The following is a 19,300-nucleotide window of genomic DNA, read 5'->3' as shown; positions in this document are numbered from 1 at the left end:
ACATGCTGTCTGCATGGCTAAGCCGCAGTCCACGATCACCATTACCGACGCTGACATGCGATCGCACGGTCGCGACGTGATGCGATATCTGATGACAACGCCCACGATGCTGACGGCCTTCGCCTTTGTCGCGATTCCCAGCGTCGTTGCCATCGGTGCGGCTGCTGTGACCGGAAACATCACCATGCTCATCGCCGGCATCGGCATGATCGTGATCACAATCCTGGTGCCGTTCCTGTTGCGCTCGCAGGCGAAGAAGATGCTGCGCGCTGCCGCTCCGGAAGGCGCCCGCCTCGCAACCAGCGTTGCTGATGAGACCCTGTGGCTGCAGTCACCGCTGGCGACACAGACTCTTGAGCTTGCCAGCTTTCAAAAGGCTAAAATTGTGGGAGACACCCTGATTCTGCGGTTTCGCGGATCGACGAACTATTTAGCATTGCTGGTGCGTGTTTCACGCCAGACGCGGTGGCAACGGCACGCGAACGTGTGGGCGCATAGCCCCGTCGCCCCGTAGTCGCGTGGCCGAGTCGTCGCCCCGCCGGCGCGGCGTATCCGCGCGCCACGCCGCACCCGTTTAACCGAGGCGGTAGTCGACCGTAACCGGCGCGTGATCGCTCCAGCGGGTGTCCCAGCTGGGTGCACGCCAGACCGCGTAGTTTTCCACGCGCTCGGCGAGTGCGGGGGAGGCCATGTGGTAGTCGATACGCCAGCCCACGTCGTTGTCGAACGCCTTACCGCGGCTTGACCACCAGGTGTAGGGGCCGTCGATTTCGCCGTGGAAAGCACGCCCTACGTCAACCCACCCGAGACCCGGGCCGACGGTTCCGTCGACGCCGGTCACGTCGGTGCCATGCGCCCCGAAGTATCGATCGAAATAGGCGCGCTCACGTGGCAAGAAGCCGGACTTCTTGACATTGCCCTTCCAGTTGCGAATGTCGAACTCGCGGTGGCCAACGTTGAGGTCGCCCGTGACGACCGCCAGTGCGGAATTGCTGGCGAGCTGCGGCAGTCGCTCGTTCATCGCGTCGAGAAACGCCCACTTCGGGTCTTGCTTGGCCGGGGTCTCTGCCTCACCAGTAAAGACATAGGCGCTGACGACGGTGACCACCTCGCCGTCGATGGTGAAGTCTGCCTCGATCCACCGGCCCTTCGTATCGAGGTCTTCGGGGCCGAAGACGGTGCGAACCGCGGTGGGCTCACGGCGCGACGCGATTGCGACGCCGGCGCGGCCCTTTGCGGTGGCTTCGTCGTCGACGAGAGTCCAGCCGGGCAATGCCTTTTCGAGCTCGCTGCGGGGGGCTCGCACCTCTTGCAGAGTGAGAATGTCGACGCCCGCGTCAGCGAGCCAGGGGTGCATTCCTTTGCGTGCTGCTGCTCGGATGCCGTTGACATTGACAGAGGAGATTCTCACCATGACCTCAGCCTAGCGGCGGGCAACGACAGTCACCTTGCGCTTGCCCGACTGCGCGAGTGCGTCTTCCGCTTCGGTGACGCGTTGGCGCATTTCTTCAGCGCGATGCGCCCAGTGGCGTACCTCTCGCGTGGCCGCAGGCCGTGCATACCAACGGGCTCCTGCGCGCTCGATACGGGCCTCGCGGTATCGCACCAGTGCGGCTTCGTGGAGGGTGCGCGCCTCCAACAGCGCGCGCTCCTGTTGCGTCGGTAAGACAATGGCGATGTGGCGATCCTCGGCGCTCACCGCAACCCAGGCGGCCGCCAGCAGAATCACGGTCATGATGAGTCGGAACCACAACAGCAGACCGATAATCACAACAAACGATGCCAACAGCGGGTTGGAGGGGGTCTTGCCCAGCAAGAATCCGGCACCGAGCTGGAGAACGGCAAGACTCACGCCGCCCAGGAGTGCGCCCGGCAAGATCTGCTTCGTCTTGAGGTCGGTGCCAACCAAGAAACGGAACAGCACGATGAGCGTGAAGACATTGATGGCGCACGCAATCACGACGGCCAGGATTTGCGTGCTGGTACGCAGAAGCCATTCGTTGTTGGAAAGGCCGATGAGTTCGAGGAGGAAGTTCAGCGTGCTCGAGCCCACGGTCGACAGCACCGCACCGATCAAGAGCAATATGGCGAAACCGATCGAAGCCAGCAGGTCGCGAACCTTGAGAATCACAAAGGCGCCGGTCTCGGGCGGGAGGCCAAAGATGTCGCGAACAGCCTTGCGCACGTAACCCATCCAGCCGATCGCGGTCCAAATCACGGCGAGCAGCGCGGCGATACCCGTGATCGATAGCGCCCCGGTGGAGCTGACGACCACGTCACGCACCTGATCAGGGGTGAACAGGCCGCCGCTTTCTGCGATGATACCGGGAAGATACCCGTTGATGACGTCGATCAGGCCATTAACCGCGGTCGTGCTGGCGCCCAGCCAGAACCCGAGAATGACGAGCGCCACATAAATGGCAGCCGCGATCGCAAAGAACGCTTGGAAGCTCGCTCCAGACGCCAAGATAAAGCCATTGCGCAGAGAGAAACGCTGGAACACCCGGACTGGGAAGGAGCCCATGACCTTCTGCGCTGTCTCCGTCGCCTTTTCCACAACAGACGCACGTTCGTCTGCAGTGGCTGTCTCCTGGTTCCGCTCTTCACTCACACCCCCAGCCTACTCAACGGCCACTTTCCTGCGATGCACAAAAAAGTGGGCGCCACCCGAAGGTGACGTCCACGTGATTCAGCGGACTAGCGACCGCCGCGCAGAACAGCCCGCTTGACCTCGGCGATGGCCTTGGTCACCTCGATGCCACGCGGGCATGCCTCGGAGCAGTTGAACGTGGTGCGGCAACGCCACACGCCCTCTTTGTCGTTGAGGATGTCGAGGCGCACGTTGGCTGCATCGTCGCGCGAGTCGAAGATGAAGCGGTGTGCGTTGACGATTGCTGCCGGGCCGAAGTACTGACCGTCGGTCCAGAACACGGGGCACGACGAGGTGCACGCAGCGCACAGGATGCACTTGGTGGTGTCGTCGAAGATCGCGCGATCCTTGATGGACTGCGTGCGCTCCTTACCCGGGGTCGTCGGGCTGGACGGCTGCAGGAAGGGCTGCACTTCGCGGTAGGAGGCGAAGAACGGCTCCATGTCGACGATGAGGTCCTTCTCCAGGGGCAGACCCTTGATGGCCTCAACGTAAATCGGCTGCGAAATGTCGAGGTCCTTGATCAGCGTCTTGCAAGCCAGGCGGTTGCGGCCGTTGATACGCATCGCGTCGGAACCACAAATGCCGTGTGCGCAAGAACGGCGGAAGGACAGCGAGCCGTCAACCTCCCACTTGATCTTGTGCAGAGCATCCAGAACACGGTCGGTCGAGTACAGCTCGACGTCATAGTCCACCCAGCGCGGCTCTTCATCGACCTCAGGGTCGAAGCGGCGCACGATGAACGTCACCAGGAAAGACTGAACCTCAGACTCTTCTGCTTCAGGCGCGGTGGCCTCGGCGACGGCAGTAGACATCAGTACTTCCTTTCCATGGGCTGGTAGCGGGTCACGACGACGGGCTTCCAATCGAGCTTGATGTGGTCATCAGCGTTCGACGAGTGCGGGTCTCCCGTGAGGTACGCCATCGTGTGCTGCATGTAGTTCTCATCGTCGCGGTTGGGGTAGTCGTCGCGCATGTGTCCGCCACGGCTTTCCTTGCGGTTCTTCGCGGTGACCACAACGACCTCGGCGAGGTCAAGCAGGAAGCCCAGCTCGACAGCCTCAAGCAGATCGGTGTTGTAGCGCTTGCCCTTGTCGTCGACGTGCACGTTCTTGTAGCGCTCGCGCAGCTCTTCGATGGTTCCGAGAACCTCGGTAAGCGACTCGTCGGTGCGGAACACCTGCGCCTTTGCGTCCATGTCGTCCTGCAGCTTCTTGCGGAGTACGGCAATACGCTCGGTGCCCGGGTTTACCCGCAGGCCCTCGATCATCTCGCGAACTTCCTTGGCCGGGTCTTCCGGCAGCGGAACGAAGTCTGCGGTCTTGACGTACTCGACGGCGTTACGGCCCGCGCGCTTACCGAACACGTTGATGTCCAGCAGCGAGTTGGTTCCGAGGCGGTTCGAGCCGTGCACCGACACACATGCGCACTCGCCAGCCGCGTACAGACCCGGAACAACGGTGGTGTTGTCGGCGAGAACCTCGGCGTTGACGTTGGTGGGGATGCCACCCATGGCGTAGTGCGCGGTCGGCATCACCGGAACGGGCTCGACAACCGGGTCAACACCCAGGTAGGTACGAGCGAACTCGGTGATATCGGGGAGCTTGGTTTCCAGAACCTCGGCACCGAGGTGCGTGCAGTCGAGGAGAACGTAGTCCTTGTGCGGGCCGGCGCCGCGACCCTCGGCGACTTCCTGAACCATCGAGCGGGCAACGATGTCACGCGGCGCGAGGTCTTTAATCGTCGGGGCGTAGCGCTCCATGAAGCGCTCACCCGAGGCGTTACGGAGGATAGCGCCCTCACCACGGGCACCCTCGGTGAGGAGAATACCGAGGCCTGCGAGGCCCGTCGGGTGGAACTGGAAGAACTCCATGTCTTCCAGCGGGAGGCGCTTGCGCCAGATGATGCCGACGCCGTCACCGGTGAGGGTGTGTGCGTTCGACGTCGTCTTGAAGATCTTGCCGAAGCCACCCGTTGCGAAGATGACAGCCTTCGAGTGGAAGACGTGCAGCTCGCCCGTGGCCAGCTCGTACGCAACGACACCAGCAACCTGGGTCTTGCCCTCGTCATCGACAACAGTGATGAGGTCGAGCGCGTAGAACTCGTTGAAGAAGTTGATACCGAGCTTGACGCAGTTCTGGAACAGCGTCTGCAGAATCATGTGACCGGTGCGGTCAGCTGCGTAGCACGCACGGCGAACGGCGGCCTTACCGTGGTCGCGGGTGTGACCACCGAAGCGACGCTGGTCGATCTTGCCGTCTTCCGTGCGGTTGAAGGGCAGACCCATGTTCTCGAGGTCGATAACCGCGTCGATGGCTTCCTTCGCCAGAATCTCCGCCGCGTCTTGGTCGACGAGGTAGTCGCCACCCTTGACGGTGTCAAAGGTGTGCCATTCCCAGCTGTCTTCCTCGACGTTCGCGAGGGCTGCAGCCATGCCACCCTGCGCCGCACCGGTGTGCGAGCGCGTGGGGTAGAGCTTGGTGATGACGGCGGTCTTGGCGCCCGGGCCAGCCTCAATAGCTGCGCGCATGCCTGCTCCACCGGCACCGACGATGACAACGTCGAACTGGTGGTAGTGAACGCCGTCGCGGATGACGGAATCTGAAGTATTCGTGCTCACGTGAATGTGCCTAGCTTTCTGAGTTCTACTTGCCCGTCAGTTCTGCACATGCTTCCCACAGCGCGCCGTCTTCGAAGACACCGTTGCAGGGGTCAAATGTGAAGACAACAAGCGTGCCGAGGACGATGAGCAGACCAACGGCGATCCAGATCGCGGAGACAAGCACCTTACGTGCCGTCTTGTTCAGGACGTAGTCGTTGGTGATGGTGCGCATGCCGTTTGCGCCGTGGATGAGACCGAGCCAGAGCATGGCGACGTCCCACCACTGCCAGAACGGGGTCGCGAACTTTCCGCCGACGAAACCGAAGTCAATGGCGGAGATGCCGTCGCCGACCATGAGGTTGACGAACAGGTGACCGAAGATCAGGACGACCAGCACGACACCGCTAATGCGCATGTACAGCCAGCCCCACTTTTCGAGGTTGGCGCCACCGTTGCGGGGAGCGGATGCCTTCGAACGCGGAGCGGCGAGAGTTTCAGCAGTCATTAGTGTCCCCCTCCAACGTGCGAGAGAACGTTCGGGATGTGACGCACAGCGAAGGCGCCGACCAAAACAACCCACACACCGATGACAATCCAGAACAACTGCTTCTGGTACTTCGCGCCCTTCGACCAGAAGTCGACCAGGATGATGCGCAGACCATTCAGGGCGTGGTAGACGATGCCGGCGACGAGTACCAGCTCGCCGAAGCCCATGATCGGGTTCTTGTAGGTCGACATGACAGCGTCGTAGGCCTCAGGAGAGACGCGGATGAGTGCAGTGTCCAAAACGTGGACAAGCAAGAAGAAGAAAATCGCGACACCTGTAATTCGGTGCAGCACCCATGACCACATGCCCTCGTTGCCGCGGTAGAGCGTTCCCCGCGGCGTTTTTGAGGTGGTCTCGGATACCGACGGTGTCAAGCGAGCGCTTGCGGACACGTCGTCCTCCCTGATCGATGCGAGTTTTGCGGGCGCCAAGAGAGCGCGTGCGTAGACCTCCATCCTATTCCTGTAATTTCGCTGGGGGCGAATGAGGCATACCTAACACCGCACACTAATGACCACAATGTGCCTGAATCGTGACCTTGCCGTGGGTGCGCCCTGCGGTCTCTGGTGCCGAGCGGCGAGCATCCCGACTCCCAGGACGGGGGAGGCTAACCTTGCACCATGCAAGGCAAACTTCCTGATTTTTACGCCGTCATTCCTGCTGGCGGTATTGGCAGTCGGCTGTGGCCGCTTTCGCGCGCAGACGCCCCCAAGTTCTTGCACGACCTCACTGGTTCCGGTCAATCGCTGTTGCGTGACACGTGGGACCGCCTCGAACCGCTCTCGGGAAGCGACCGCATCGGCGTCGTGACGGGGCGCGCTCACCGCGCCGCGGTGGAGAAAGAGCTCCCCGGCGTCGCCGACCTGAACGTGTTTCTGGAATCTGAGCCGCGCGAGTCGGCCGCGGCAATCGGTCTTGCCGCCGCGATTCTGCACCGCCGCGAACCGAACGTGATTATTGGTTCCTTCGCCGCAGATCACGTGATTCAGGGCACCAACCGTTTCGAATGGGCCGTCGAGCAGGCCGTTGCGGTCGCGCGTGCGGGCTACATCTGCACGATCGGCATTCCGCCTGCCGAGCCCAGCGTGGGCTTCGGCTACATTCGCACCGGCGATGAGTTGGAGATCAAGGGCGCCCCCGAGGCGCTGCTGGTCAAAGAATTCGTTGAGAAGCCCAACCTCGAGACGGCGAAGCGCTACGTCGAGGAGCGCACATATTTGTGGAACGCTGGCATGTTCATTGCGCGTGCCGACGTGATTCTTGCCGAGCTCGAAAAGAATGAGCCCGAGTTGCACGCCGGCCTCATTGAACTTGCGGCGGCCTGGGATGACCGCAACCAGCGGGGCCCCGCGGTGGATCGGATCTGGCCGGGGCTGAAGAAGATCGCGATTGATTATGCCGTTGCGGAACCAGCGGCAGCGGCGGGCAGATTGGCCGTGATTCCGGGGCACTTCGACTGGGACGATGTGGGCGACTTCGCTAGCCTCGCCAAGCTGAACTCCCGCGGGCGCGGCAGCGACCTTGCGATTTTGGGAGAGAACGCGCGCGTGCTCGCAGATGCGTCGAGCGGAATTCTGGTGTCGCAGACCGATCGGGTGATCTCCGTCGTGGGCGTGAAAGACATCGTGATCGTCGATACTCCCGATGCGCTTCTGGTGACAACAAGTGAGCACGCGCAGCGCGTGAAGGGTGTCGTTGACGCCCTAAAACTCACCGGAAGAGGCGACGTACTCTAACGAGAGGGGCACCCCGCAGCTTCTGCTCATATGAGCAATCTGTTTCGGCTTGGTAACCATTGCCGTCAGAGTAAGGCGACAGATGCGTCATGCGGGGTAACTTTCTGGGAGCGAACCCGTGAATGGCGCGGGCGATCAATCGCGGAGGCAACCTTGACCATTTCCACCACTAAGAAGCTCGCTGGAGGCGTTTTCGCCGCCGGCCTCATCTTCTCGCTCGCCGCATGTGGCCAGGCACCGACGACGGAGCCGACCACCGATGCGACGTCGGGTGCATCGACCGAGGCTTCGGCTTCGGCAACCGACTTCCTCGGCTGCGTCGTTTCTGACGCTGGCGGGTTCGACGACAAGTCCTTCAACCAGCTCTCCTTCGAGGGTCTGACGATGGCTACGGACGAGCTCGGTGCTGAGTCGAAGTCCGTCGAGTCGAACTCTGAGGCAGAGTACGGCCCGAACATCGACGGCCTCGCAGCTGAGGGCTGCAACGCCATCGTTTCGGTCGGCTTCGCGCTCTCGGCCGCAACGGTCGAAGCCGCGCTGGCAAACCCGGACACCGACTTCATCCTCGTCGACGACGCTGCCGACAACGACTTCGACGGTGAGAAGGACGCAGAGAACATCAAGCCGCTGCTGTACAACACCGCTGAGGCAGCATTCCTCGCCGGTTACCTGTCGGCTGGCTACTCGGAGTCCGGCAAGGTCGGCACCTTCGGTGGCATGGAGTTCCCGACTGTGACGATCTTCATGGACGGCTTCAAGCAGGGCGTTGACTACTACAACGAGACCAACGGCACCGCCGTTGAGGTTGTGGGCTGGGACGGCAAGACGGGTACCTTCACCGGTGGCTTCGAAGCCAACGCTGACGCCAAGACCGCAGCATCCAACGTCATCGCCCAGGGCGTCGACGTGATCCTGCCCGTTGGTGGCCCGATCTACCAGTCGGCTCTGCAGGTTATCGAAGAGTCTGGCCGCGACATCGCCCTGATCGGTGTTGACGCTGACCTCTACGAGACCGACCCCAACACGCAGGACGTCGTGCTGACCTCGATCCTGAAGGCCATGGACCTGTCGACCTACGAAGCAGTTCTTGCTTCGGCTGACGGCTCGATCGACTTCGACGCATACGTCGGAACGCTGGAGAACGAGGGCGTCGGCATCGCCGACCTGCACAACTTTGCAGACAAGGTTGACGCAGCCCTGCTCGCCGAGGTGGAGGCCCTGAAGGCTGACATCATCGCCGGCAAGGTCACGGTCACGAGCTACCTCGACTAAGAACAACAGATAGAGGGAGGTCGGCGTATGCCGGCCTCCCTCTCCTGTCCACCGCAGGGCATAGCCCTCGACTACTACTGCTCACTAGGATCTGACCATGAAGCTCGAGCTGCGCGACATTACGAAGAGGTTTGGCGCTCTCACCGCAAACGACCACATCAATCTGGTGGTCAACCCCGGTGAGATTCACTGCCTCCTGGGAGAGAACGGCGCTGGCAAGTCCACGCTGATGAACGTTCTCTACGGCCTGTATCAGGCCGACGACGGCGACATCCTCCTCGATGACGAGGTGCAATCCTTCTCCGGCCCCGGAGACGCGATGGCGGCTGGCATTGGCATGGTGCACCAGCACTTCATGCTGGTTCCGGTGTTCACCGTTGCTGAAAACGTGATGCTCGGTCACGAGCCCAACAAGCTCGGCGTGCTCGATCTGAACGCCGCACGCGAGCTGGTGCGATCCATTTCTCAGCGCTTCGGCTTTGACGTTGACCCGGATGCGGTCGTCGAAGACCTCCCGGTCGGTGTGCAGCAGCGCGTTGAGATCATCAAGGCGCTCTCGCGCGATGCGAAGGTGCTCGTTTTTGACGAGCCCACCGCCGTGCTCACCCCGCAAGAGACCGACGAGCTCATGGCAACCATGAAGCAGTTGCGCGACGCGGGCACCGCCATCGTCTTTATTACCCACAAGCTGCGCGAAGTGCGCGCCGTTGCCGATCGCATCACCGTGATCCGCCTCGGCAAGGTCGTCGGTGAGGCCAGCCCCACCGCCACCAACGAAGAGCTTGCCTCGCTGATGGTTGGCCGCGCCGTCGCGCTCACCGTCGACAAGGGCAACGCCAACCCGGGCGAGGTGGCCCTTGCGGTGCGCGACCTCACCGTGATTGCCCCCAACGGCGTTGTCTTGGTTGACGATGTCTCGTTCGAGGTTCACGCCGGTGAAGTGCTCGCCATCGCCGGTGTGCAGGGCAACGGCCAGACCGAACTCACCGAGGCCATCATGGGCCTACAGCCGAAGACGCGCGGTTCGATCTCGCTCAACGGCACCGAGCTGGTCGGCCGTTCTGTGCGCGACATCGTGGAAGAGGGCGTCGGCTTCGTTCCAGAAGACCGCAAGGTTGATGGCCTCGTGGCCGAATTCTCGATCGCAGAAAACCTGCTGCTGACTCGTTCCTACGGTGAGCCGTTCTCCCGATTTGGAACCATTCGCCGCCGGTTCTTGAACGACTACGCGCGTAAAGAAATCAAAGAGTTCGACGTTCGCACCCAGGGCCCCGATCAGGCTGCAGGCCGCCTCTCCGGCGGAAACCAGCAGAAGGTCGTGCTGGCACGAGAGCTCGGTCACGACCTCTCGCTCTTCGTGGCGGCCCAGCCAACGCGTGGCGTCGACGTGGGCTCGATCGAGTTCATTCACAAGCGCATTATTGAGACGCGCGACACCGGGGTTCCGGTCATCGTGATCTCCACAGAATTGGATGAGGTCGCGGCTCTGGCCGACCGCATCATGGTGATGTACCGCGGCAAGGTTGTCGGCATTGTGCCCGGCGACACCTCCCGCGACACTCTCGGCATGATGATGGCCGGCATCGCCGCGGAAGGAATCGACGCATGACTACCGAAACGATGACCCAAACGACGACGCAGGCTCCTAAGAAGGGCCGCTTTGACGGCGTCGGCCGCGAAATCATGATGAGCCAGTTTCCGGTGGTGCTTGGCGCTTTCGTGCTCGCCATCGTCGCGGGCTCCCTCCTGATCGTCTTCACAAACGCAGACGTGCAGGCGGCCGCGGGCTACTTCTTCGCGAAGCCGCAAGACATGCTCTCGGCTGCTGGCAACGCCATCTCTGAGGCGTACTCTGCACTGTTCCGCGGTGCCATTTACGACTACACCAAGCCGACGTTCGAGCAGGGCATTGCCAGCCTGATGAACTCGCTGCACGAAGCGACCCCGCTGATCGCCGCCGGTCTCGGTGTTGGTCTCGCGTTCCGCGTTGGCATGTTCAACATTGGTGGTCAGGGCCAGATTCTGCTCGCCGCCGCCGGTGCTGGCTGGGTCGCGACTCGAATGGAACTGCCTGCCGGCATCCACCTGATCGTCGCCCTCGTCGTCGGTATCGCGTTTGGTGCGCTGTGGGCCGGTATCGCCGGAATCCTGAAGGCCCGCACCGGTGCCCACGAGGTGATCGTGACGATCATGCTGAACCACGTGGCGCGCTACCTGTTGCTGTTTGCCCTGGGCACGCAGTGGCTGCTGCAGGCTATTGGCTCCTCGAACGTCAAGTCTGGCTATATGGCGGAGACGGCCGTGCTGCCCAAGCTCTTCGGTGACCAGTACCGCGTGACCGTTGGTCTGCTGATCGCCATCGCTGCGGTGTTCTTCGTGTGGTGGCTGTTGGAAAAGTCGAGCCTCGGCTTCCGCATGCGTGTTGTCGGCCAAAACCCGGCCGCCGCCCGCACCGCTGGCATCAACGTTGGCCGCATGTACTTCCTCGGCATGCTGATCGCCGGTGCCCTCGTCGGCATCGCCGGCGTGACTCTGGCACTTTCCAGCAAGGCGCCCTTCGGTGACGGTGTCGATGCCGGTATCGGCTTCGACGCGATCACCGTCGCGCTGCTGGGTGGTTCCACGCCGTTCGGTATCCTCGCCGCCGGCTTGCTGTTCGGCATGTTCCAGGCAGGCTCGGTCACGATGAAGATCGCTCAGGTTCCGGCCGAGCTCGTCGATATCGTGCTCGCACTCATCGTGCTGTTCATCGCCGCGCCGCCCCTGGTGCGCGCGATCTTCGGCCTCCCGAAGCCGGGCAAGCCGTCGCGTAAGGAGCGCAAGGCTCGAAAGAGCGCCGCCGCCGATCGTGCTTCGCTCGTCGCGGCCGCCGCCGGAACCGTGACCGCCGTCACGACCGAAACGCTGGTGACCGATGCCGCAGGCTCTGAGGTTGTCACCGACGTTGCGGTTGAAATCACTCCCGAGGTGATCGCTGAGGATGCGGCAGACGCCCAGGTGCTGACGGACCTCGCCGAAGGAAACGTCGAGCCGGTGGAGTCTGATGCGGTCGGAGTCGACCCCATCGACGAGGAAGGATCCGAGAAATGACCAGCGCTGAGATGTCGACGATTGTCGAACCGCGCACCGTGGTCGTGCGCTCGCTGAAAAACCCCATCGTGATGACGGTCGTGGCCCTGGCGCTCAGCGCGCTGGTGGTCTTGGTTCCGCGCCACGACGTTGCAAACTTCTGTGTTCAGGTGCTGTGCTCCGGTGGCGAGGGAATCATTCCGATTCCTGCTGGCCCCGTCAGCATCGCCTCCGCCCTGGTGATGCTGGCCATCGCCGCCTACTCCTTCGCTCTTGCCAACAAGGGCAAGAAGATGCCGTTGTGGCTCACCGCGCTGTACATCTTCGCCCTGGTGTTTTCATTTGCCACGTGGGCAAGCGCAGGCAAGATGCTCACCGTGGTTCCGTTGCTTGCCGGAGCCCTGGCACTGGCCATTCCGCTGGTGCTGGGTGCGCTGGGCGGTGTGATCGGCGAGCGCGCCGGTGTCGTCAACATTGCGATTGAAGCGCAGCTGCTTGGCGGCGCTTTCACCGCAGCGGCGGTCGGAACCATGACGGGCTCGCCGTGGTGGGGTCTGGTTGCTGCCGTGGTTGCGGGAGCGCTCATCGGTCTGGTGCTCGCGGTCTTCGCCATCACCTACTACGTCAACCAGGTCATCGTTGGTGTGGTGCTCAACGTGCTGATCGCGGGCCTCACGACGTTCTTGGTGAAGGCATGGCTTGACCCTGCTGGCCTCAACGCGCCGCCGCTTCTTCCGCGCGTCAAGGTGCCGCTGCTCGGCGATATTCCCATCATCGGGCCGGTGTTCTTTGACCAGTCGGTGCTGGTTTACATCATGTACGTGATCGTGTTTGCGGTGTCGTTCGCGATGTTCCGCACCCGCTGGGGTCTGCGTCTGCGCGCCGTTGGTGAGCACCCGCAGGCTGCCGACACCGTTGGTATCAAGGTTGCTCGCACGCGCTACCTCAACGTGATGATGGCTGGTGGCATCGCCGGTATCGGCGGCGCGTACTACACGCTCGTGGTCAACCCGGAGTTCGGTGAGAACATCACCGCGGGCGCTGGCTTTATCGCGCTGGCCGCCGTGATCTTTGGTAAGTGGGATCCCATCAAGGCGACTCTTGCCGCGCTGCTGTTTGGTTTTGCCACCAACCTGCAGTCGCAGCTGTCGGTGATGAACTCCGGCGTTCCCAGCCAGTTCCTCGCGATGGTTCCGTACCTGCTGACGATCTTCGTGGTTGCCGGTCTCGTCGGTCGGGCACGCCCGCCGGCAGCCTCGGGCCAGCCCTACATCAAGAACTAACGGAGAATCATGACGGATATTGACTGGGACGAGCTGCGCACGGCAGCAACCGCAGCGATGAAGAATGCCTACGTGCCCTACTCTCGCTACCCGGTCGGAGCCGCAGCCCTGGTCAGCGACGGCCGCATTGTTTCGGGCTGCAACGTCGAGAACGCGTCGTACGGCGTCACGCTGTGCGCCGAGTGTGGCTTGGCATCGCAACTGGCGATGACCGGCGGCGGCAAGCTCGTTGCCTTCGTGTGCGTTGACGGCCACGGGGCAACCCTGATGCCGTGCGGCCGCTGCCGGCAGTTGCTGTTTGAGCACGCGCTACCCGGCATGCTGCTGGAGACCGTTTCGGGCATTCGTACGATTGATGAGGTGCTGCCCGACGCCTTTGGTCCGCGTGACCTTGAGGAGTATGGACGATGACAATCGAAGCATTTGACGCCGTTGATGTGATTCGCGCAAAGCGCGATCGCCAGCCGATCGCTGAAGACGCGTTGCGCTGGATGATCGACGCATACACGCGTGAGTACGTCACCGACGCGCAGATGGCCTCGTTCGCCATGGCGGTGTTGCTGAACGGTATGACGCGCGATGAGATTCGTGTGATGACCGACGCGATGATCGCCTCGGGGGAGCGCATGAGCTTCACCGGGCTCGGCAAGCCGACCGTTGACAAGCACTCCACCGGTGGCGTCGGCGACAAGATCACCCTGCCGTTGGCTCCGCTGGTTGCCTCGTTCGGCGTCGCGGTTCCGCAGCTCTCCGGCCGTGGCCTTGGTCACACCGGCGGCACGCTTGACAAGCTGGAGTCGATTCCGGGTTGGCGTGCGGCGCTGACTAACGAAGAGATGTTCGCGCAGCTGGGCAGTGAGGTTGGCGCGGTTATTTGCGCCGCAGGCTCGGGCCTTGCTCCCGCAGACAAGCGCCTGTACGCGCTTCGTGACGTGACCGGCACGGTGGAGGCTATTCCGCTGATCGCCTCGAGCATCATGTCGAAGAAGATCGCGGAAGGAACCGGCGCGCTGGTTCTTGACGTGAAGTTCGGCTCTGGCGCCTTCATGCAAGACATTGATCGGGCGCGCGAATTGGCGCAGACGATGGTTGCGCTGGGCACCGACTCCGGCGTTGCGACGACCGCGCTGCTGACCGATATGAACAGCCCGCTGGGTCGCGCTATTGGTAACGCCAATGAGGTGCGTGAGTCTGTCGAGGTACTGGCAGGTGGCGGCCCGGCCGATGTGGTCGAGCTCACCGTCGCGCTGGCACGAGAAATGCTCTCGCTGGTTGGCCAGCCGGACGCCGATGTTGAAGCCGCGCTGAAGGATGGCCGTGCGATGGACGCCTGGCGCGGCATGATCGCCGCTCAGGATGGCGACCCGGATGCCCCGCTTCCGCAGCCGAACGAGACGCACACCGTGTTCGCGCCGCGATCCGGTGTTATCACGCGGCTTGAGGCCCTCCCATTCGGAATCTCGGCGTGGCGCCTGGGAGCTGGCCGTGCCCGCCCGCAGGATCCGGTGATTCACGCCGCCGGTATTGATCTGCACGCCCAGCTGGGCGATACGGTTGAAGCAGGAGCGCCGCTATTCACACTGTCGGCGAACGACGAGTCTCGTTTCTCCCGTGCGCTTGAATCCCTCGAGGGAGCGTGGGAGATTGGAGACACGGCTCCTGGCCGTGGTCCGCTCGTGCGTGAGCGCATCACCGCGTAATTTCGCTCTCTCATCACTGCCAGAACAGGGGTAACTCATGTCTATCGACCAGCACGGTGACGCCAAGCTCGAAGGCGTCTCGCTGCGTAGCCTGCCGAAGGTGTCGTTGCACGATCACCTCGACGGCGGCGTTCGCCCGGCGACGATTCTGGAGCTGGCAGACGAGTACGGCATTGAGGCACCCGCCGCCGACGCGAAGGCGCTCGATGCGTGGTTCGCAACGCAGAGCGACTCAGGATCGCTCGTTGAGTACCTGAAGACGTTCGAGCTGACCACCGGCGTCATGCAGACGGAGGCCGCGCTCACCCGCATTGCTCGCGAGTTTGTCGAAGATCTAGCCCGTGATGGCGTGGTCTACGGCGAAATGCGCTGGGCTCCGGAACAGCACGTCGCCGGTGGCTTGACGCTGCAGCAGGCGGTTGACGCGATTCAAGATGGCATCGAGGAGGGCGAGGACGCGGCTTCCAGCCGCGGGCACGACATTCGCGTTGGTCAGCTGATCACCGCCATGCGTCACACCGATCGTTCGCTAGAAATTGCCAAGCTTGCGGTTGAAAACCGCGGACGCGGCGCCGTTGGCTTCGATATTGCCGGGCCAGAAGACGGATTCTTGCCTGCTCGCCATCGCGAGGCCTTCGACTACCTGGCTGCCAACTTCTTCCCGACCACGGTGCACGCCGGCGAGGCGGCAGGGCTCGACTCGATCCGTTCCGCACTCATCGACGGTCGTGCCCTGCGATTGGGTCACGGTGTGCGCCTGGCCGAAGACCTCGACGTTGTCGCCCGCGACGATGAGGAAGTGCGCGTACAGTTCGGCGACCTTGCCCGCTGGGTGCGCGATCGTGAGATTCCGCTTGAACTGTCGCCGAGCTCCAACCTGCAAACCGGGGCGATCGCGGCATGGGGGACCGACATGGTCGATCACCCGTTTGACCTGCTGTATCAGCTCGGTTTCGCCGTCACGGTTAACGTCGATAACCGCACCATGAGCCGCACATCGCTGACGCGTGAGCTCAAGCTTCTCGCCGACGCCTTCGAGTACACGCTCGACGACATTGAGGCGTTCCAGCTCAACGCCGCCGCCGGCGCGTTCCTCGCGGTTGAAGAGCGCGAAGAACTGATCGAAATCATCGCCGAGGGCTTCGAAAAATAACGTGCACCCGGTGCTGCTCGCCTAGGCGCGAGCAACACCGGGATGCGTTTGTAGGTAGTGCTCGAAGGCCTCGGCTGAGGTGTGCGACGGAACATACCCAAACGTCTCGCGCAGCGCCGTGTTATCGAGCACGGGGCGGTAGCGAAGAAAGCCGACCTGCGCCGGTCCGTGAACCGTCAACCGCATCGCGCGCGCGACGCCCAGCGCGACAGCCAGCAGGCCTGCGGGTACGCGCAGCACGCGTTTGTTGAGTCGCTGCGCAATCTCGGTGACCGTCATTGAACCGGTTCCGGCGATATTGAAGACTCCGGCGGGGCCCCCGGTTGAGGCTCGCACCATGGCCGCGGCGACGTCATCTGCCCAGATGAAGACGAAGGGCGACTCGGAACCACGAATCGCCAGAATGCGGTTGCCATCCCACAGCGCGGTGATCTGATTCTTCACCCCCGCACCGAGGATGGTTCCGATGCGAAAGACGACTTGCTCCAGCTTCGGGTGGGTATCCCGCGCCTCGGCAAGCATTTGCTCGACGAGCGCCTTGTGGCGGGAATACGGAAACTCGTCGCTGCCGCGCGTGGGCCACGCCTCGGTAATCCAGGCGGGGTTGTCGGCGCGGTAGCCATAGGCGGCGCCTGAGCTGGAGACGACCAGGCGGCGCACCCCCGTGGCGATGCACGCATCAAGCACGTTGCGGGAGCCGGTGACGTCAACGCGGTATTCCAGCTCGACATTGTGTCCGGGGTTCACAATCGCCGCGAGGTGCACGACAGTATCGATGCCGTAGCGCTCGATGACGGGTTCCAGGGCGCCAGGGGTGGTGATATCGCAGAGGACTTCGGTGACGCCAGCCCGCGACTCGGGCGCCTCGCGCACGTCGACCGACACCACGGTGTCAACGTCTTCGCGTTCGGCGAGCGCCGCGACAACGTGAGAGCCAAGAAAACCGGAACCACCGGTGATGAGAACGCGGGTCATGCGGCGTCAGGGGTTGCCGCCGCGTGACGCGTCGCATCGCCGGTGGCAGAGCCGGTCTTACGCTTGGTGTGAAGCGCCCAGAGGCTTGCGACGATGAGGCCGGCGACGATGTCCCAGATGCCCCACCATCCCGCCACGATCGCCATCCCACCGATTCCGTCAAAGAACGCGAAGACGAGGCCGAGGCCGAGGCCGGCGTTACGAATGCCAACCTCGAACGTCATCGCCTTGCGTTCGCGTGTGCCAAGGCCAGCGAACGCTGCGGTGGAGTATCCGATCGCAAGCGCGACGGCGTCATGCACGGTGACCACCAGGATGATGATGCCGAGAAAAGCGATGAAGAACGACCAGTTGCCGACCAGCGCGATCACGATGAAGGCGACCAGTGCGATCAGGCTGAACCACTTCACGGCCGGCTGTACCCGCTTGGCGAAGGTGGGAAACTTCGCCCGAATCAGCAGCCCGAGCACAAACGGCAACCCGATAATCAAGAACACGTCAAGCAACAACTGACCGGTGTTGAGCTCGACCCGGCGAAGCAGTTCGTGCGCGGTAGGGTGCAGTGAACCCCAGAACGCGATCGAAAGCGGCATCGCGACGATGTAGAGCAGATTGCCGACGGCCGTCATCGACACGCTCAGCGCGACGTTGCCGCCGGAGCGGTGCGTGAGCACCTGCGAAATATTGCCTGGCGGGCAGCACGCGACGAGGATCATGCCCAACGCCATGGACGGGGTTACCGGCAAAATCAGCGTGAGCGCAAAGGTCACGGCAGGCAACACCAGAAGCTGCGCGAGAATCGCGACGATGAAGGGCTTGGGGTGTTTGACGACGATCTTGAAGTCGCGTGGTGCGACATCGAGCGCGATGCCAAACATGATGAGCGCCAGCACCACGTTTAGCATCACGAGTGAATTGGGGGAGAAGTTGAGAACAACCTCGTCGATGTTCACGCGCCCACCTTCAAGGTCTTGGTAGCCGTCGCGACCGCGCCGCGATAGGCGTCTTTGTTGACGTAGTAACTCATGCGGTCAAGGCCCAGGTAGTTGTAGCCGCCGGTGACATCGGGCCAGGGATCGGCGGCTACGCGTTCGCGAAACTGTCGCGCGCGTTCCGGGTCCTCGCGCTCGGCGCGCAGGTACGCCGCAACGAGCTCGGCTTGCTCCGCCCGCCCCTGCCAGCCGATGCCCGACGCCTCGATCATGCCCAACACGTACAGTCCGTTAAAGCTTGGCGGAAAGACGTTGAGATAGAGATCGGGTGAGGCACCGCCCCAGTGCAGATCAGCCCGATCGGCAAACGGGTAGTCAAGCTTGTAGCCGGTGGCAAGCACCACCGTGTCGTACTCTGTCGACGAGCCGTCACGAAAGTGCACCGTGGTTCCGTCGAACCGATCAATGTCGGCGCGAATGCTGAGATCGCCCTGCCCGAGGTAGTTGAGGATCAGGGTGTTAACGATGGGATGAGACTCGTAAATTTTGTAGGTCGGCTTCGGAAACCCGAAGCGCACCGGATCGCCCGTGAAAGCCTGCAGTACGCGCTTGTCGATGAACTGTTTGATCTTGGCGGGTAGCGGCTTGCCCTGATTGAGCGTGTCAGAGGGGCGACCAAACAGGTAGCGCGGCACGAAGTAGTAGCCTCGCCGCACGCTCATATCGACCGCCGCGGCGTGATGCACCGCGTCGACGGCAATATCGCACCCGCTGTTGCCCGCGCCGATGATGAGCACCCGCTTGCCGGCCAACTGCGTCGCAGCTTTGTAGGCGCTGGTGTGCAGAATTTCGCCCGTGAATTCGCCCCGGAACGTCGGCACATTGGGCTCTGCCAGGGTGCCGTTGGCCAACAGCACGCCCGCATAGCGCTGCGTCTCGGTTCCGTGCTCCCCGGTTGCGGTGACGAGCCAGTCGGAACCATCACGGCGAATGCTGTCGACGCGCGTATTGAAGTGAAACTGCTCGGCAAGACCAAAGTGCGCGGCGAAGTCTCCGAAATACTTCTTCAGCTCGCGGTGGCTCGGATAGTCAGCCGTTGAGGCCATCGGAAATTCGGTGAACTCCGTGGTGGTGCGCGAAGAAATCAGGTGTGCAGATTCGTACATCGTGCTGCGGGGATTCGTGATGTCCCACAGCCCGCCAACGCCACTCGCCGCCTCATATCCCTGAAACGGAATCTTGGCTTTTTGCAGCGCGCGGGCGGCAGCGAGTCCGGTGGGGCCCGCGCCGATGATGGCATAAGGCAGTGGGGGCACGAAAAACTCCTCGCACGACAGTGTGCGCCTCGGGTAGGCGATATCGCCATCCTACTCATTGTGCT

The 19,300-nt window shown here is 62.6% G+C and carries 18 protein-coding genes; 9 read left to right on the top strand and 9 right to left on the bottom strand.

Annotation, left to right across the window (positions count from 1 at the left end; genetic code table 11):
• The first annotated feature begins 13 nt into the window (after positions 1–13).
• Positions 14–514, top strand: coding sequence for a hypothetical protein (locus FVP60_RS04065; RefSeq protein WP_147824956.1), 501 nt, complete (start codon positions 14–16; stop codon positions 512–514).
• A 60-nt stretch (positions 515–574) separates the two neighbouring features.
• Here FVP60_RS04065 and FVP60_RS04060 read toward each other — a convergent pair whose 3' ends face one another.
• The 6 genes from FVP60_RS04060 to sdhC form a co-directional block, all read right to left on the bottom strand.
• Positions 575–1,414, bottom strand: coding sequence for an exodeoxyribonuclease III (locus FVP60_RS04060; protein ID WP_147824955.1), 840 nt, complete (start codon positions 1,412–1,414; stop codon positions 575–577).
• A 9-nt stretch (positions 1,415–1,423) separates the two neighbouring features.
• Positions 1,424–2,611 carry a YihY/virulence factor BrkB family protein gene (locus FVP60_RS04055; RefSeq protein WP_246132453.1) on the bottom strand — a complete coding sequence of 396 codons (1,188 nt, stop codon included), beginning with the start codon at positions 2,609–2,611 and terminating at the stop codon, positions 1,424–1,426.
• An 86-nt stretch (positions 2,612–2,697) separates the two neighbouring features.
• On the bottom strand, positions 2,698–3,465 hold the full coding sequence (locus FVP60_RS04050; RefSeq protein ID WP_147824954.1) for a succinate dehydrogenase iron-sulfur subunit: 768 nt from the start codon (positions 3,463–3,465) through the stop codon (positions 2,698–2,700).
• The gene (sdhA, locus tag FVP60_RS04045; RefSeq protein ID WP_147824953.1) at positions 3,465–5,270 is read right to left on the bottom strand and encodes a succinate dehydrogenase flavoprotein subunit; all 1,806 of its coding nucleotides are present in this window, start codon (positions 5,268–5,270) and stop codon (positions 3,465–3,467) included. The genes FVP60_RS04050 and sdhA overlap by 1 nt, the downstream gene beginning before the upstream one ends.
• 25 nt (positions 5,271–5,295) lie before the next feature.
• Positions 5,296–5,757 carry a succinate dehydrogenase hydrophobic membrane anchor subunit gene (locus FVP60_RS04040; RefSeq protein ID WP_147824952.1) on the bottom strand — a complete coding sequence of 154 codons (462 nt, stop codon included), beginning with the start codon at positions 5,755–5,757 and terminating at the stop codon, positions 5,296–5,298.
• On the bottom strand, positions 5,757–6,191 hold the full coding sequence (gene sdhC / locus FVP60_RS04035) for a succinate dehydrogenase, cytochrome b556 subunit (protein WP_246132452.1): 435 nt from the start codon (positions 6,189–6,191) through the stop codon (positions 5,757–5,759). The genes FVP60_RS04040 and sdhC overlap by 1 nt, the downstream gene beginning before the upstream one ends.
• Positions 6,192–6,419: 228 nt before the next feature.
• Here sdhC and FVP60_RS04030 point away from each other — a divergent pair, with 228 nt between their 5' ends.
• From FVP60_RS04030 to FVP60_RS03995, 8 genes are all read left to right on the top strand, one after another.
• On the top strand, positions 6,420–7,535 hold the full coding sequence (locus FVP60_RS04030) for a mannose-1-phosphate guanylyltransferase (protein WP_147824950.1): 1,116 nt from the start codon (positions 6,420–6,422) through the stop codon (positions 7,533–7,535).
• Between the two features lie 153 nt (positions 7,536–7,688).
• The gene (locus FVP60_RS04025; RefSeq protein ID WP_246132451.1) at positions 7,689–8,807 is read left to right on the top strand and encodes a BMP family lipoprotein; all 1,119 of its coding nucleotides are present in this window, start codon (positions 7,689–7,691) and stop codon (positions 8,805–8,807) included.
• 97 nt (positions 8,808–8,904) lie between these two features.
• Complete coding sequence (locus tag FVP60_RS04020; protein ID WP_147824948.1) at positions 8,905–10,416, top strand: ABC transporter ATP-binding protein; 1,512 nt, start codon at positions 8,905–8,907, stop codon at positions 10,414–10,416.
• Entirely contained in the window at positions 10,413–11,897 is a 1,485-nt protein-coding gene (locus FVP60_RS04015; RefSeq protein ID WP_222705888.1) for an ABC transporter permease, read from the top strand. The genes FVP60_RS04020 and FVP60_RS04015 overlap by 4 nt, the downstream gene beginning before the upstream one ends.
• A complete protein-coding gene (locus tag FVP60_RS04010) occupies positions 11,894–13,159 on the top strand; it encodes an ABC transporter permease (protein ID WP_147824947.1) in 1,266 nt (421 codons plus the stop codon). The genes FVP60_RS04015 and FVP60_RS04010 overlap by 4 nt, the downstream gene beginning before the upstream one ends.
• 9 nt (positions 13,160–13,168) lie before the next feature.
• A complete protein-coding gene (locus FVP60_RS04005) occupies positions 13,169–13,570 on the top strand; it encodes a cytidine deaminase (RefSeq protein ID WP_147824946.1) in 402 nt (133 codons plus the stop codon).
• On the top strand, positions 13,567–14,859 hold the full coding sequence (locus FVP60_RS04000) for a thymidine phosphorylase (RefSeq protein ID WP_147824945.1): 1,293 nt from the start codon (positions 13,567–13,569) through the stop codon (positions 14,857–14,859). Before FVP60_RS04005 ends, FVP60_RS04000 begins: the two co-directional genes overlap by 4 nt.
• A 37-nt stretch (positions 14,860–14,896) precedes the next feature.
• Entirely contained in the window at positions 14,897–16,012 is a 1,116-nt protein-coding gene (locus FVP60_RS03995) for an adenosine deaminase (protein ID WP_147824944.1), read from the top strand.
• Between the two features lie 21 nt (positions 16,013–16,033).
• Here FVP60_RS03995 and FVP60_RS03990 read toward each other — a convergent pair whose 3' ends face one another.
• Genes FVP60_RS03990 through FVP60_RS03980 form a run of 3 tightly spaced genes read right to left on the bottom strand, consistent with a single transcriptional unit; the run spans position 16,034 to position 19,235 of the window.
• A complete protein-coding gene (locus tag FVP60_RS03990) occupies positions 16,034–16,987 on the bottom strand; it encodes an SDR family oxidoreductase (RefSeq protein ID WP_147824943.1) in 954 nt (317 codons plus the stop codon).
• Positions 16,984–17,940: a bile acid:sodium symporter family protein gene (locus tag FVP60_RS03985; protein WP_147824942.1), complete on the bottom strand. Its 957-nt coding sequence runs from the start codon at positions 17,938–17,940 to the stop codon at positions 16,984–16,986. The genes FVP60_RS03990 and FVP60_RS03985 overlap by 4 nt, the downstream gene beginning before the upstream one ends.
• Positions 17,937–19,235: a flavin-containing monooxygenase gene (locus FVP60_RS03980; RefSeq protein ID WP_246132450.1), complete on the bottom strand. Its 1,299-nt coding sequence runs from the start codon at positions 19,233–19,235 to the stop codon at positions 17,937–17,939. Before FVP60_RS03980 ends, FVP60_RS03985 begins: the two co-directional genes overlap by 4 nt.
• Positions 19,236–19,300: the final 65 nt, after the last annotated feature.

It is taken from the genome of Microbacterium mitrae, from assembly GCF_008017445.1.
Lineage (GTDB): Bacteria > Actinomycetota > Actinomycetes > Actinomycetales > Microbacteriaceae > Microbacterium > Microbacterium mitrae.
This window is presented reverse-complemented; position numbering and strand designations above follow the sequence as displayed.